General features: G+C 63.7%; 11 protein-coding genes and 1 pseudogene. 1 reads left to right on the top strand and 11 read right to left on the bottom strand.

Annotated features, from left to right (window positions below; genetic code table 11):
- Positions 1-132: 132 nt before the first annotated feature.
- Positions 133-366 carry a hypothetical protein gene (locus ATF69_RS14825; RefSeq protein WP_146871432.1) on the top strand — a complete coding sequence of 78 codons (234 nt, stop codon included), beginning with the start codon at positions 133-135 and terminating at the stop codon, positions 364-366.
- 133 nt (positions 367-499) lie between these two features.
- Here the strand turns inward: ATF69_RS14825 and ATF69_RS23490 are convergent, their stop codons facing one another.
- The 11 genes and pseudogenes from ATF69_RS23490 to ATF69_RS14775 form a co-directional block, all read right to left on the bottom strand.
- Positions 500-694: a hypothetical protein gene (locus tag ATF69_RS23490; RefSeq protein ID WP_425291782.1), complete on the bottom strand. Its 195-nt coding sequence runs from the start codon at positions 692-694 to the stop codon at positions 500-502.
- A gap of 57 nt (positions 695-751) precedes the next feature.
- A pseudogene (locus ATF69_RS23485) lies at positions 752-1320 on the bottom strand (pyridoxal-phosphate dependent enzyme).
- A gap of 216 nt (positions 1321-1536) precedes the next feature.
- Positions 1537-3759: an NHL repeat-containing protein gene (locus ATF69_RS14815; RefSeq protein WP_146871431.1), complete on the bottom strand. Its 2223-nt coding sequence runs from the start codon at positions 3757-3759 to the stop codon at positions 1537-1539.
- 148 nt (positions 3760-3907) lie between these two features.
- Positions 3908-6073 carry an NHL domain-containing protein gene (locus ATF69_RS14810; RefSeq protein ID WP_158641490.1) on the bottom strand — a complete coding sequence of 722 codons (2166 nt, stop codon included), beginning with the start codon at positions 6071-6073 and terminating at the stop codon, positions 3908-3910.
- Between the two features lie 696 nt (positions 6074-6769).
- Positions 6770-8785 carry an NHL repeat-containing protein gene (locus tag ATF69_RS14805; RefSeq protein ID WP_158641489.1) on the bottom strand — a complete coding sequence of 672 codons (2016 nt, stop codon included), beginning with the start codon at positions 8783-8785 and terminating at the stop codon, positions 6770-6772.
- Between the two features lie 194 nt (positions 8786-8979).
- Positions 8980-11085 carry an SBBP repeat-containing protein gene (locus tag ATF69_RS14800; protein ID WP_146871428.1) on the bottom strand — a complete coding sequence of 702 codons (2106 nt, stop codon included), beginning with the start codon at positions 11083-11085 and terminating at the stop codon, positions 8980-8982.
- A 269-nt stretch (positions 11086-11354) separates the two neighbouring features.
- Complete coding sequence (locus ATF69_RS14795; RefSeq protein WP_146871427.1) at positions 11355-12200, bottom strand: M90 family metallopeptidase; 846 nt, start codon at positions 12198-12200, stop codon at positions 11355-11357.
- Between the two features lie 46 nt (positions 12201-12246).
- Positions 12247-13047: a UDP-2,3-diacylglucosamine diphosphatase gene (locus ATF69_RS14790; protein WP_208758735.1), complete on the bottom strand. Its 801-nt coding sequence runs from the start codon at positions 13045-13047 to the stop codon at positions 12247-12249.
- An 82-nt stretch (positions 13048-13129) separates the two neighbouring features.
- Positions 13130-13636 carry a peptidylprolyl isomerase gene (locus ATF69_RS14785; protein WP_056064668.1) on the bottom strand — a complete coding sequence of 169 codons (507 nt, stop codon included), beginning with the start codon at positions 13634-13636 and terminating at the stop codon, positions 13130-13132.
- 29 nt (positions 13637-13665) lie between these two features.
- Positions 13666-14247: a peptidylprolyl isomerase gene (locus tag ATF69_RS14780; RefSeq protein WP_146871425.1), complete on the bottom strand. Its 582-nt coding sequence runs from the start codon at positions 14245-14247 to the stop codon at positions 13666-13668.
- Positions 14244-15551: a L,D-transpeptidase family protein gene (locus ATF69_RS14775; protein ID WP_121942492.1), complete on the bottom strand. Its 1308-nt coding sequence runs from the start codon at positions 15549-15551 to the stop codon at positions 14244-14246. Before ATF69_RS14775 ends, ATF69_RS14780 begins: the two co-directional genes overlap by 4 nt.
- Positions 15552-15606: the final 55 nt, after the last annotated feature.

Here is a 15606-nt window from a genome sequence, read left to right as displayed (position 1 = left end):
GGACACCCGCGCGCCGCGCCGGCGCCACCTTGCAGGCCCACGGTGTGGCGCTGGCGCTGCTGCCAGGTGATGTCCCTGTTGCGCAGCGGCATCCCCTTCCTACAATGGGTTACATACTGATTGGAGGGCGCCATGGCCGACATCACCTGGGACCACAGTCCCCCGACCACCTGGAACGCCATGGTCAACGGCCACGCCGTGTGCTCTGTCAAACGCAAGGACATTGGCGGGTGGACGGCTGCCTGGACGGACGACCGTCTGTGGCCCGCGCCCACCCACCTGCCCAGGGCGACGCCGCAGCCCACGCGTTTTTTTGGCAGCCTTGAAGAAGCCAAGCTGGCGGTAGAGCAGGTGCTGGCAGCCTGAAATTGGCCACGGCTGCGGCCAGGGTGCCGCAGTGTGAATCAATGCTATTTGTTTGATAGCTTATTGCGCAATACCAGCAAGCGCTGGAGGCTGAAAATTGCCAAAGTATGGCGCGTGAGGCATGGTGTTGCCTTCAGCCGACCAGCAACGCGCCGAGGCGTGCCAGGTTCACGCCGCCGCTGCTGATGACCACGCCCACACGCTGGCCGCGCAGCTCGACGCGCATCTCGCTTGCCGCTGCAAAGCCCAGGCACCCTTGGGTTCCACCACCGGGTGCATGCGCTCGGCAAAAAATGGACATGCCGTCCACCAGTTGCTCGTCCGTCACCGTGAGGATGTCGTCCGTATCGCGCCGGATGATGGCAAAACTGATTTGCCCCAGGTGCTACGTCTGCGCGCCATCGGCAATCGTCTTGGTCCTATCGATGTGCGCGATGGCCCCGGTGCGCCAGGACTGTTGGCCGTCGTTGCCCGCAGCGGGCACTACGCCGTAGAGCTTGCAGCGGGGCGGCAGGGCCCGCGTGGCCAGTGCCGCGCCCGACAGGAGCCCGCCGCTGTCCAGGCACACGAACAGCGCGTCGAGTGCGCCGACTGCCTCGAACAGCTCCTTCGCCGCCGTGCCGTGCCCTGGCCTGCCAGCACGTCGGCATGGTCGAACGGGGGAATCACTTTGAGGCCGTACTGCGGCGCCACGGCGCGGGTGCTCTGTTCGCGGTCCTCGATGTAGCGGCCATAGAGCACCACCGTGGCGCCATACCCCTGAGTGGTGGCGACCTCGGCGGCGGGCACCTCCCGCGGCATGACGATGGTGGCCGGAATGCCCAGCTCTCGCGCTGCGAGAGCGATGCGCTGGGCGCGGTTGTCGGACGAAAGCGCCACCACACTCGCCTTGCGCCGGGCTGCATCGATGCGATAGAGCACGGTGAACGCCCCCCGGAACTTGAAGGCGCCCATGCGCGGCATGGTTCTCGCACTTGGAGAGCACCTGCGCACCCCATTCCGCGTCGATGCTGCGCGAGGCGAGCATGGGGCGGTGGGCGTGCCCTGCGATGCGGCCGGCTGTGGCCACCACGTCGACGTAGGTGTGCAGGGCCGTGGGGGCGCGATGGGAGTCTTCGTTCAGGGGGCTCAGTGCGAGTGAAGAAGGCGTTGGCGGCCGCGCCTAGCGTGTCAGGGCAGCTTCACGGCCGCCAATGCGTTTGAGGTGGAGAGGTACAGCGTAGACCCATTCACTGCGATGCCCGTGGGTTCGTCGATGAAGCCCGGCAGCGGGCCGGCCGCGAAGCCCTTGTTCCAGCGCTGGCCTACTAGGGTGCTCACCTGGCCGTCGGCGCCGATCTTGCGCACCACGCGGTTGCGCGGATCGGTCACGTAAACGTTGCCGCTGGCATCGGCGGCCAGCCAGGCGTGGGAGTCCGAGATGGCTGCGCCGGTGTCCACGGTCAACTGCGCCGAGGCCACCGGACCGTCCACCAGCGCTGGCGGCAGGTCCGGGCGCCCCGCAATCGTGCTCACCACCCCGGCGGGCGTAATCTTGCGGACGGTGGGGCCGATGCCCGTGATGTTGTGGTAGCGGCCGTCCACCACATAGACGTTGCCCGCGGCATCGATGGTCATCTGGCCCAAGGCCGAGAACTGCGCCGAGGCTGCCGGACCATCCGCGTGTCCGCGCGCGTTGGGATTCCCCGCAAACACGCTGACGGCGCCGGCCGGGGTGACCTTGAATACCACGCCCTGCAGGGAAACCGCATAGACGGTGCCGCCAATGTCGGCGACCATGCCAGTCAGTCCCTGCAGCAGAAAGCCCGGTATCGCGTCTAGCTGGGCGGAGAGGTCGGCATGCACAGTAACGTTGCCTGCAGGGGTTGTCTTGAGGATGCGCTTGAAGTCGAAAGAATAGATGTTGCCCGCTCCATCGATGGACAGCGGAGCCGAGCCGCAGAAGGCCACGTCGTTGATCGGACCTGTCATCTGTGCGCACGGGTTCTTGGCGCGGCCGAGGGTGGCCACCGTGCCATCGGATGTGACGGTGCGCAGCGCGGCGTTGTTGCGGTCGCGCACGTACAGCGTGCCTGCCTTGTCCACCGCCAGCGCGCCAGGGCTGTCAAAGCGCGCGGCGCTGCCGCGGCCATCGGTGTGCCCTGCCAGCGAGGCGGTGCCCACCTGCAGGTCGGGCGCGCCGGCGCGCGGAGCGCGGTAGACAACCGCATACGTTCGATAGGCGTCGGAGGGACCGTTTTCCGTGATGAGGAAGCGGCCTTCGGCGTCCACCGCCAGATGTTTGCCCGCACAGAAGGGTTGGGGCAGCATGTTGGGTCCAAAGCTGCAGTTGTCCGCGCGCCGCACGGTTGTGACGGAGCCATCGGCCGCGATCTCGCGCACGGGCGTGCCCTCATAGCGGTCCAGGACGAACACTCGGTTGGAGCGGTCTATCGCGATGGCCTGCAATGCACCAAATTTGGCCGCGCTAGCCGCTCCATCCACGTAGCCGGCGTTATTGAGAGCCACCGTGCCCGACAGCACTGTGGCCTGACCGTTGGGCGCGTACTTGCGCACCACATGATCGTTGGGATCTGCAGCGTACAGGGTTCCTGCAGAGTCGGTCGCCAGGTTGACGGGGTACAGGCGGTCTGGGTTGTAGCTCCCGAAGCCCGGAGTTGCGTACTGGCTGGCCCTGAAGATGACCGTTGTGACCACTCCTGCGGGCGTGATTTTGCGAATGGGATTGCCTGTCGGCGTCAGGGAGATGTCTTGCAAGGTTGGCGCCCATTCGGACACAAACACATTGCCCTCCCGGTCCACCGCAATGCTGGTTGGGCTGCACAGCGTGGCCGCCGTACCGGTGCCATCGGCGTTGCCGCACACGCCCACCTTACCGGCCAGCGTGGTGACGTTGCCCGCGGCATCGATCTTGCGCACCAGGTGGTTGCTGGCGTCTGCCACATAGGCGTTGCCGGCCGCATCCACCGCCACGGCCAGAGGGACATTAAAGCGGGCTGCAGTGCCCGCGGCATCCAGGTAGCGCGGCCCTTCGCTGCTGGCGTCGCTGCGGGTGGGACCTCCGCCCGCCCAGGTGCTGAGCTGCCCGGTGGGCGCTAGCCGGCGAATGGTCTGGTTTCCCGGGTCGGTAATCAGTACATCGCCGTTGGGTGCCAGTGCCATGCCGCCGCTTTCGGTACTGATCTTGGCCGCAGTGCCCAGGCCGTCCTGCGTTCCTGGCCCCTCGGTAGTGCCAGCCAGCAACGCCAGGGGCGTGGCGGGCGGAGGCGGAGGCGGCGGCGGCGGCGCATCACCCCCTGACCCTCCACCGCACGATACCAGCGCAGACATGGCCAGCGAGGTCCAGAGCGAGTGGGACAGCCGACGGCGGCTGCACGTGGATGAATCGGGCATGGTTGCGTACCTCAGGAATAACAATGAACGGGTGGGGTGCCGCCGCTGGCTAGCGTGCCGCAGCGATACTGCACAAGGATTGGCGGTGGCGCCATGGCTGCGGCACGCCCAGCGCTAGCGCGGTGCACGGCAGCTGGCTGCGGGTTGATCACGGCAACTGCACCTGCACCACCGCGTTCGGCATCGATATGTACATCATTGAATTGCGCACCGCGATTCCGGCCGGGCGATTGATGATGCCGGGCAGATCGCCTGCTGCAAACCCGTTCTTCCACAGCTGCCCCACCAGTGTGCTGACCTGACCGTCAGGGGCAATCTTGCGGATCACGCTGTTGACCGGATCTGTGACATACACGTTGCCCTTGCTGTCCACTGCGAGGCTGGCTGTCTCACCGGACGATGTGGAGCCCACCGTGAATTGCGCAGTTGCCGCGGGGCCATCAGCGTAGCCAGCAGCGGTGTTGGGATTGCCCGCCAACGTACTGACCATCCCGGCTGGCGTGATCTTGCGGATGGTGGGCCCGACTTTGACGTTGACAGCAGACAGGCCGTCGACCACATACAGGTTGTCTGCTGCATCGATGGTCATGTAGCCCGGCGCCGCAAATTGTGCTGCGGCCCCTTGCCCGTCAACATGGCCTATCGTGGCAACGGTACCTGCAAACAGCGTGAGGGCGCCATTCGTGTCAATCTTGAAAATTGCGCCCTTGAGCGTGGAAACGTAGACATTGCCTTTGCTGTCCGCTGCAATACCGGACGCATTGTTGCCCATGAATATGTAAGTGGACGTGGTCAGCAGCGACGTCAAGTCCGCCAGGAGTGTGACCTCGCAATTGCGCATCTTGAGGACGAGCGTCTCATGGACGGTATACAGGTTTCCAGCACTGTCGGTGGCCAGCGGGCCACCGTTGTACCGCAAGTACCCACTGGTCGGGCCCGAAAGAGCCAGAAATTCGCTGGCCATACCAGTGACTGCCGTGCAATGCCCGCCCGGCTTGCCCAAGGTGCGCACCAGGCCGTCTGCTTGCACTGTGCGGATGGTGTTGTTCCCTTTGTCCCGCGTCCACATGTTGCCGTTGTCCCGCACGTACAGAGACCCAGATGGGTTGAAGGCCAGCGCACCGGGCCGGTCAAAGCGAGCGCTACTACCCTGTCCATCTTCAGAACCTTCGGCGGAAGGCCGTCCCGCGACCATGGTTGAAGTGCCTTGCGGTGTGTAGCTGCGCAGCTGTGCGTACCTGTACGAGCCATCGTGGTACCCATATTCGGTGACGAGAAACTCGCCGCTGGCCTTGACGGCCAGTTGGGCTGCAGTACACAGAGTTCCTGGGGCGCCCACAGCTAAACCAGTTTGGGTGGTGCAAGACTTCGCACGAAAGAGCGTCGTCACAGCGCCATCGCTTGCAATACGACGGATGGTCGGGTAGCCCGTGTTGTCGGGGCCCAGGACGTGCAGGCGGTCTGCGGCGTCGAATGCCATGGCGCGGAAGGTGCGGAACTGCGCGGCAGAAGCCGTGCCGTCCGAATCCCCTTCATTACTCTGAGTTGCGTTACCAGATACCAAGGTGGCTTGCCCGTCGGCTGTGTACTTCCGGATTACGTGGTCGTTGGGGTCTGCGGCGTACAGCGTTCCCGTCGAGTCGGTCCCCAAGAGCACAGGGTCGTAGTAGTAGGTCGGTCCCCAAGGACCGGGCCGGGCGGTTGCGTACAAACTGGCTTTGCTGACCAACGTGCTCACTTCCCCTGCGGCAGTAATCTTGCGAATGGCGTTGGCTGCGGAGTTACCTTGTGCCACAAATACATTGCCAGCCTTGTCCACAGCGATGCTGCTGGGATTGCACAAGGTCGCGATGCCAGTGGGGCCATCTTGGTTGCCGCAGACGCCCGGTTTACCGGCCAGCGTGGTGACTTTGCCCGCTGCACTGATTTTGCGGACCAGATTGTTTCCTGTATCTGCAACATAGGTGTTTCCTGCCCCATCGACGGCGACTGCCATGGGTCTGCGGAAACGTGCGTCAGGGCCGTTACCGTCGGCAAAATTGACGCCAACCTCAGGTGCTGGACCTCCACCACCGGCCAAGGTGCTGATCTGGTCCTGGGTGGCACTCAGTTTGCGGATGCGATGGTTACCTGTGTCCGCTATGACGACGTCGCCTGATGTGGTCACCGCCATCCCACCCATGTCGACGTTGAAACGGGCTTCGCTGAGCGCTGCGCCATCCTGATTGCCGTCGCCATTGGGATCTCCAGCCAGGACTGATAGGGCTGTAGCCGGAACGGCTGGCGGCGATGGCGGCGGTGCAGGCGTTTCCACGGAGCCGCCAGAGCCCCCCCCGCAAGCGGTGACAGTGGTGGCTACCAACGCAACCAGCAGGCTGACGCGTCGCAGTCGTTCGTTGGATCTGATGTGCCCCATGAAACTCCCGTGGATGAATATTGATTGCTGAAAAAATGTAATGAAGCGAGTCTATGGGGCTTGTATTACTACTGCCAAGTAACAGTTGGTTAGTGCATATCGTTCACCAAGACTTGGCATGCCTGCAGCGGGTCGTTGCCCTATGTGCCATCAACGGTGCAGGCTTCGCGTAGCGCGCTGAAACGGGCCAGCCCAGGGGCTAGTGGCTATCGGTAGCGTTTGCAGCTGTGTCATGCCTGCGTCGGTTGCGTCTGCGACTGGCCCACCCAACGCATCCATGATGCGCACGGGCAATGCCCGAGGAGATGAGGCCACTGGTACCCGAAGGTCGCCCTCGCATAACCTTAGGCACCGGAGGCTGGTGTCAAAGCTGTGCATGGGCGGCCGCGTGGGAGTCGATGAGGCAGGCGACTGTGGCCTGTCTGCTCGCTTATCGCCAAGCCCGCTTCCTGATGGCGGTATGGCCCCGCAATGGCATCAGGGCAGCTTGATAGCGGCCACCGCGTTTGACGTTGTCACGTAGAGTGTGGAGCCTTGCGCCGCAACCCCAACGGGCCGGTTGACCATGCCTGGCAAATCGCCGGGGGTAAAACCCTAACGAGTCCGTTGCCCCGCCAGCGTGCTCACACTGCCATCCGCGACGGCAATTTTACGCACCACACTATGAACGGAGTCCCTGACGTACACATTTCCTTGGTCGTCTAGTCTCAGGCGAGCACTTTGCATTGAACCGAAGCCAGGCTGAGATACCGTCAGGCGGGCATCTGCCCGGCTCCCGTCCACCAGGCCCGGTGCTTCGGTCGCAGAGCCAGCGATGGTACTGACCACTCCGGCAGGCGTGATCTTGCGCACGGTGGGGCCAACACTGTTATCGTCACCCATGCCGTCGATGACGTACAGGTTGTCTTTGGAGTCGATGGCCATGTTGCCGAGCCTGGAAAAACGGGCGGTGTTCCCTTGTCCATCGGCGTGCCCCAATGCGCGCAGGGCCCCTGCAAACACCACAGGCTCGCCAACCAGGGGAATCTTGACAATGGCACTCCCCGAAGCGGCCGCCGCGTACACGTTACCAACGCTGTCGACAGCGATGCCTGCGATGTTGTCGTTGGCTCGCATCTGCGGGTCGTACATCAGGGCAGCAAGATCTGCTACCAAAACGACATCGCCGGCCGGTGTCGCTTTGACGATGCGGGCGGCATTGGGCACATAGAGGCTTTCAGCGGCGTCTACCGCCAGCATTTGAACAAAGCAGAAGCTCAATTCGGAAACCTTACCACCCGATGACGCGCAAGGCTTGCCCGATGCTCCCAGGGTACGAGTGACCCCTGTGGGTGAAACAACGCGGATCACATTGTTCCCAGTGTCCGCTACATACAGCTTGCCTGCCTTGCCTGCGGCAAGTCCCGATGGCATATAGAACCGAGCCGCCGCGCCTGTGCCATCAGCGAAGCCGACGCCCGTCGTGGAACCGGCTACCACACTGGAAGATGCTCCATCGGAGGTGAAACGGCGGATGAGCGAGTATTGCTGAATCGGACTTCCAGTGATGGATGGCGACTCGTTCACCAAAAAATTACCAGAAGCGTCGATTGCAAGATCCTGACCCCAGCATAAGTATGGTGCATTTGAATCGTCGCAGGAGGGGGTCGGACCCACAACGGTGGATACGGAGCCATCGCTTTCTATGCGGCGTATACGCTTTCCACCGATTCCTGCGTCCAGCACGTACAGCCGGTCTTTTCTGTCAAGGGCAATGGCGTCCATGGTCCCGAACTTGGCGACGTTGGCCGGTCCATCGGCATAGTGGTATCCGTAGTCTTCGGCCACCGTGCCGGAGACGATTGTTGCCGATCCCTGAGGAGAGTATTTACGTATGACCTTGTCGTTTGGGTCTGCTGCGTAAAGGGTGCCTGAGGTGTCGATGGCCAAGCGAACAGGCGCATAAAAATAAATGTATGTACCTGCTGAAAAGTGAATCCGGCTTGTCTTTTGGCTTGCCTTGGAAGTCACGGTGCTGACGGCACCCGCCGCCGTGATTTTTCGAATGGGGTTGCCGGTGATGCCGTTGAGCCCCATGCTCTCAGAGATGTACACGTTGCCTGAGCCGTCTACTGCGATGCTTGTTGGTAGGCAGAACGTTGCCGAAGAGCCGAATCCATCTGTGTTGCCGCACACCCCTGGCTGACCTGCGAGGGTGGATGTGTTGCCAGCCGGATCGATCTTGCGTACGACATGGTTGTCTGTGTCTGCCACATAGGTGTTGCCCGCTGCGTCCACAGCCACCGCTTGAGGCGCCTTGAATTTTGCAGCTCCACCCGTTCCGTTCGCGTGGTTCGCGGCGGGCGTTGCAACGGGTATCTGTGGCAATACATCGCTACCCCCGGCCAGTGTGCTCACCTGCCCTGCGGTAGACAGCTTGCGGATGGCGTTGTTGCCGGCATCCGCTATTACCAAGTCTCCATTAGGTGCAACAGCTAGGCCGCGGACCGAGAGGCTGAAGCGGGCGGCGGTGGCGGGGCTGGTGTATCGCTGGAACCTCCGCCGCAGGATCCAAGCACAGGGATTGCCAGCGAGGCCAGCAGCCTCCAGCGACCTCGGTCTGGAGTGCATGGTTTGCTTTGCATATAACTTCCCTACAAATCTGCGCCTGGATCGCAGTTTGGCAAGGATGGCCATCAGCCCGTTGAAGACGTGTGTCGGGATCGCCAGAGCGGTGCCATGGATAGAAACGTGCTGGGGCCTCAAATGCTCGCTGATTGCGCAGTCACAGCGAATACCAACCTCTCATCGGACATGCGGTGCGTTCACGGCAAGTGCACCTGCACCACAGCGTTGGGCATCGAGATGTACAGCGTGGAGTTGCGCACCGCAATACCCACGGGGCGGTTGACCATACCTGGGAGGGGGCCTGCGGTGAAACCGTAGCGCCCCGGCTGGCCCACCAGCGTACTGACTTGGCCATCGGCCGCCGCGATCTTTCGGATGACGCTGGTGATCGGGTCGGTGATATACACATTGCCTGAGCCGTCCACCGCCAACTGGGCGCTCTGCAGCGAAGATATGAGAGGTTCGTCGGCAACCCTGAAACGTGCAACGTCCCTGGCACCGTCCACCCAGCCGGGGGCGGCGTCCGCCTTGCCCGCGATGGTGCTGACCACGCCTTCGGGCGTGATCTTGCGCACGGTCGGGCCGATACCCTGGCTTGGGTAGTCCTTGCCGTCGACCACGTAGAAGTTGCCGCTAGCGTCGGTCGTCATGTTGCCGAGGGCCGAGAACCGTGCGGCACTGCCTTGCCCGTCCGCATGCCCTCGTACATGCAGACTGCCCGCGAACACCACAGGTTGCCCGGTGGGGCTGATCTTGAAGATGACCCCGCTGGTTTCCATCGCGACATACACGTTGCCGGCACTGTCCAAGGCGATGCCCTGCACCTGGTCGTAGCCTGCCCCGCCCGGGCTGTAGACCCAGGCCGTCAGGTCGACGAGGAGGCTCACGTCCCCGGCGGGCGTGACCTTCATGATCCTGTTGCCGGTGGGTACATAGAGGTTTTCAGCACCGTCCAGCGCCAGCGTCGTTACGTAGCAGAAGCTGGTTTCGGTGACCCTGCCGGGCTCAGCGCGATAGCAGGATTGGGTCGGCACACCGATAGTGCGCGTCACCCCCTCGGCAGAGATGGTGCGAAGGGTGTGGTTGAGGCTGTCCGCCGCGTACAGCGTGCCGCCCTTGCCGAAGGCCAGTCCGGTAGGCAGTGCAAAGCGCGCAGCGCCGCCCGTGCCGTCGAGGGCTCCAAAGCCGGAGAGTGAACCTGCCACCACACTGGATGTAAGCCCGTCGGCGGTAAACCGCCGGACCGAGGAGTAGGTAACGTAGGCGCTGCCGTCCATTGAACCGAATTCGTTCACCAGCAGGCCGCCGGCAGCATCAACGGCCAGGTGAGTTGCCGAGCAGGGGCTTTGGCCCAGGGTTTCAAACATGCTGCATCGGGGGGACTGCACGATTGTGGACACAGTGCCATCGCTGCCGACCCGGCGGATCCGTTTGTTGACGCCATCGCCGTCCAACACATACGCTTGGTTCTGGCGGTCCAGCGCAATGGCGTCCAGGCCGTGGAACTTGGCGGCTGTCCCCGCGCCGTCCATGTAGCCCGCGTTGTTTTCACTCACTGTGCCAGCCAGCACTGTGACCTGGCCATTCGGTTCGAACTTGCGCACGACGTGATCGTTGGGATCCGCTACGTAGAGCGTCCCACCGGCATCGACGGCAAGGCGCACGGGTATGTAGAAGTAGACGTAGGCACCGCCCGAAAAGTGTTGCCGGCTTGGCATCTGGCTGGCTTTGAAGACCACCGTAGTCACTTCCCCGGTAGCGCTGATTTTGCGGATGGGATTGCCCGAGACTTGGGAAATTCGACCATTGGCACTGCCCATCTCGGCCACGTACACGGTGCCTGCGCCATCCACGGCGATGCTTGATGGATTGCAGAAGGTCGCGGCCGGTGCCGACCCATCGGCATTGCCGCATTTTCCCGGCTGGCCGGCCAGGGTTGTGGCTTTGCCCGCAGCATCGATCTTGCGCACCACGTGGTTTTTCGTGTCCGCTACGTAGGTGTTGCCTGCGCTGTCCACTGCCACGGCTTCGGGCGCGCCGAACTGGGCTGCCGTGCCAGTGCCATCCGCGTAGTTCACGATGGGGGTGGCATAGATGCTGATGTTTGTCACGCCGCCGCCCGCGACCGTGCTGACTTGCCCCGTTGTGGAAATCTTGCGGATGGCGTTGTTGCCCGCGTCAGCGATCACCACATCACCGGACGGCGACACAGCCAGTCCTTTGATGTCTTTGCTAAAGCGTGCAACAGTTGCAGCACCGTCTTGGTTACCCAGACCATCGGTACTGCCTGCGAGCAGCGACATGGTCGCGGGGCGGGTTGGGGGGGCTGGCGTATCGGAGGAGCCTCCTCCACACGCAGACAAAACCAGCAGTGCGACGGTGACGGGCAGCAGGGGCAGCGCAGGCCGACTCTTGAAAACGTTACGTTGCATAAACTCCGTTTTCCCTTCCTTGCGTGTCAGGACTATTGTTTGGACCCATTGAAAGCCGCCCCAGTCTAGTCCACGAGTGGGCGCAGTTGGAGGTAACGAAATGCAAGTGCAACAGACTGCGCAAATGGGAGGGGAACGGGTCAAGACATGGTCTTATGGGTTGGCGTTGTTTGCGTTGCGAAGAACGCATCCAGCACCGGCATCAGCCCCGGAAACTCCTGGGCAAACCGTTCGCGATTCACAAAGTACGCCTCGCAGGCCACGGCAAAGAACTCGGAGGGCGAGGTGGCGCCGTACGCGTCCAGCCAGGGCCGTTCGGCGCCGAAGCGCTCGGCCATGATCACGCTTTCGCGAAACTGTTCGTAGGCGGGCTCCCAGGCTGCCCACCAGGCTTCATACGCCGCACGGCCGGTGCGTGTGCCCATGAAGCCTGCGGGCAAAGGAGGGCAGCCGTTGGGTTGGCCGTTCTTCATATCCAGCTTGTGCACAAACTCGTGCACCACCACGTTGTGGCCCCGCGCGGTGTTCTCGGTGGCGTTGCTCACATGCTGCCAGCTGAGCATGATGGGGCCGCGCTCCATGGCCTCGCCCAGCAGCACCTGGGTGTGCTCGTGCACCACGCCCGCTTCGTCCATCGTCTGGCGGCGGGCCACGGCCTCGCCGGGGTGCAGCACGATGCCCACAAAATCGTCGTACCAGTCGAGTGCCTTGGCGGGGTCGCCCCAGTGCAGAAGGGGCAAGCAGGCCTGCGCGGCAATGTCGATGGCCATGGCGTCGGTCACCATGAGGCCGTGGGCACCGTGGAATTCCTTGTGATGCAAAAAGAGCGCGCTCAGCACACGCAGTTTGGCCTGGTCGTGCAGCGACAGTGCGGCCAGAAATGGGTAGCGCTGCACGGTCTGCAGCCACAGCGTGGCGGAGATGTCCGGCACCGGGGCCACGGTGGCGCGCACGCGGCGCCAGAGGCGGTTGAGCAAGGGGGGCATGGCGATCGGGCTGCGGGAGGTGGGCCCGCTCAGTTCATGACCGCTGTTACTTGGGGGCCAGGGGCAGCCGTTCCAAGCCCGCGCTGGACAAACGCAGTGTTTCCAGCCGGGGGGGCAATGCTGCAGCATCCCAGTCGCTCAGCACCACGCGTTGCAGACCCGCAGCCAGCACATGGTCGGCTGGCCGGTGGGTGTGGCCGTGGATGAGGGTGTGGGCGCCTGCGGCCTGCATCCAGGCGATGGCGGCGGGGCTGTCCACATCGGCGTACGTGGCCCCAGACTGCTTGCGCGCCTCGCTTTCCTGGCGGATGCCGCGCGCCTGCACGCGGCGCGTGGCCAAAGGCTGGGTCAGAAATTGCTGCTGCCAGGCGGCGCTGCGGGCCTGCAGGCGAAAACGCTGGTAGTCCACATCGTCCAGGCACAGCAGGTCGCCGTGGCTCAGGACATACCGCTGGCCGCCAAAGACCAGGACTGTGGGGTCTGCCAGGCCGGTGATGCCGCACCCAGCCAGGAAGGCAGGGCCCGCCAGGAAGTCGCGGTTGCCATGCATGAAGTACACCGGCAGGCGCTGCGCGGCGGCCCGAAGGAGGGCGCAGCCCCGGGCTTCGAAGCTGCTGGGCTCGCTCATGGCATCGTCGCCCACCCACACTTCGAACAGGTCGCCCAGGATAAAGAGGGCGTCTGCCGTGGTGCCTTCCAGATACTGCTGGAATGCGGCCACCGTGGCGGGCTCGCTGGCCTGCAGGTGCAGGTCTGAAATGAAATCGACCGTGCGCCAATGCGAGGGAGCGACAAGCTCCTCGAACCGGGGCACGGTCGTGGTCACGGGGGAGGCTGGGTGGTTCATCCCTTGCGCTGCGGCCTGCAATGGGCGGCCGACATTGGTGTGGCCTCAGCGGGGCGCGCAGCGCCACAGGGGGATGCCATGCTCAGAGGGCGACGGCCTTCTCGATGATCACGTCTTCCTTCGGCACGTCGTCATGGAAGCCCTTGCGGCCCGTCTTCACGGCCTTGATCTTGTCCACCACGTCGGTGCCCGACACGACCTTGCCGAACACGGCATAGCCCCAGCCCTGGGCCGAAGGTGCGGTGTGGTTCAGGAAGCCGTTGTCGGCCACGTTGATGAAGAACTGGGCGGTGGCCGAGTGCGGGTCGCTGGTGCGGGCCATGGCCACGGTGTAGTTGGCGTTCTTCAGGCCGTTGTTGGCTTCGTTTTCGATGGGCGCGTCGGTGCCCTTTTGGGTCATGCCGGGCTCAAAGCCGCCGCCTTGCACCATGAAGCCGGGGATCACGCGGTGGAAGATGGTGTTGTTGTAGTGGCCCTTGTTCACGTAGGCCAGGAAGTTCTCGACCGACTTGGGTGCCTTGGCGGCGTCGAGTTCGAGGGTGATGACGCCGTAGCCGGCGATGTGCAGTTCGACTTGTGGGTTGCTCATGGCTTTGCTTCTTTCAAAAAATGGGCTCTTCACTTCACCACGGTGGCGGAGTTGATGGTGATGGGGGTGGTGGGCACGTTCTGGTGGCCGCCCTTGTTGCCGGTGGCCACGGCCTTGATCTTGTCCACCACGGCGGTGCCTTCGACCACCTTGCCGAACACGGCGTAGCCGTGACCATCGGGGTTGGGAGCGTTGAGCATGCCGTTGTCCTTCACGTTGATGAAGAACTGCGCAGTGGCCGAGTTGGGATCGCCGGTGCGCGCCATGGCGATGGTGTACGTGTCGTTCTTGAGGCCGTTTTTGGCTTCAAGCGGGATGGGGGCCTTGGTGGGCTTTTGCTGCATGTCAGCCGTGAAGCCGCCGCCCTGGATCATGAAGCCGTCGATCACGCGGTGGAAGATCGTGCCGTCGTAGTGCTTGCTGTTCACGTAGGCCAGGAAGTTCTCGACCGTCTTGGGGGCCTTGGCGGCGTCGAGCTGCACGACGATGTCGCCCATCGACGTGGCCAGCTTGACCTTGGGGGCATCTTGCGCCTGTACGGGTGCTACTGTAAACATAGCAGCCAGGGCAATACTTGCAAGCGCTACCGTCGAATTTCTTCTGGAAATCATCCAATCACTCCTTCGAAAAAGATCTGCCATTGTTGGCCGCGGCGCGTCCAGTACTGGCGCTTGACCGGGCCCGTGCGGGCGCCTTCGGCGACTTCGCCGAACGTTACCACCATGGTGTCGGCCGAGTCTGTCCACCGCAGGTAAGACTTGTCCTTGAGCTGGAGTTCCCGGCCCTTGAGGGCGCGGGCCTCGGCCTGCAGCACCTGGGTCCATTCCTCCAGCGGCTTCTTGCGGTAGCTCTGGAAGTCGGGCGCATAAAAGCCCAGCAGGCGCTTCATGTCGCCCTCGGTCTTGGCGGTGCGCCAGGCGTTGAGCACCGCTTCGAACGATTTGCGGTCGGCCGCCACGCTGTGAGGCTGCACCCATTGCAACTGGCGCGCAATGACCACGGGGGTGGAGCGGGGCTCCACCGTGCGCAGGATGCGTTCGAGGTCGGGGTTGGCCAGCACGAGGCAACCGTCGGTCGCCAGTGGCGCGCGCGAGAATTGGTCGGGCGGCGTGCCATGCAGCCAGATGCCGCTGCCCGTCTTGCCCCGGCTCTGGTCCAGGGGGTTGGGATAGTTGATGGGCAGGGCGCCCGCGCCGTAGAAGTCCTTGAGCTTGGCCGGGTCCAGGCGGCTGGTGATGAAGTACACCCCCAGCGGTGTGCGCTGGTCACCCTCCACCTCTTTTTCGATGCCGAGCTTGCCCACGGAGGCATAGTAGTCGGCCACCAGCCGCAGGCCCTGGGCGGTGTTTTCAAAGAGATACAGGCGAGAGCGCGAGGTGTCTACCGCAATCGCGTGGCGCGAGCGAGGGGATAGCTCCAGGAACTGTGCGGGGATGGCATTGACCGGGGGGCGGCTGCGTTGTGCATCCACACGCTGGCGCGATTCGGTGCGCAGTTCGGCCAGTGCCGCAGCGGCCTGGATGCTGCGGGCCGAGTCCGGCTCAGGGGCCACATCGCCCATATGCCGCAGTGGCCGGGTTCGCGACATGAGCAGGTCACCGACCGCCAGTTGCGCCAGCTGGAAATTGGGGTAGTCGCGCGCCAGGCTCTCGGCCTGGGCCAGCGCCTCGCGACCCCGGCCTTCGGCCACCAGCTTGTACACCGCCATGAGGCGCGTCTCTGCTTGGCCGTCGCGCAGCTCAGCAGGTGTGGGCGCCACTGGGGGCGTGGTGGATGCCGCATGCGCAGCAGCCGCCCGGCGGGCCTTGGCACCCTGCGGCAGGGCTGGCGTGGCCAACGAGAGGCCCAGCAGCAACAGCACCGCCGATGCTGCCCTGCGGCCTGCGTTGGTCAGGGGCACAAACATGCAAACCATCTATCAGCTGACTGTCAGGGCAAAAAAAAAGCCCGCGCGGAAGGCGCAGGCGCCG

The organism is Acidovorax delafieldii (assembly GCF_007993815.1).
Lineage (GTDB): Bacteria > Pseudomonadota > Gammaproteobacteria > Burkholderiales > Burkholderiaceae_C > Acidovorax > Acidovorax delafieldii.
The sequence above is the reverse complement of the archived record's forward strand: the minus strand, read 5'-3'. Positions and strand labels throughout refer to the sequence as shown.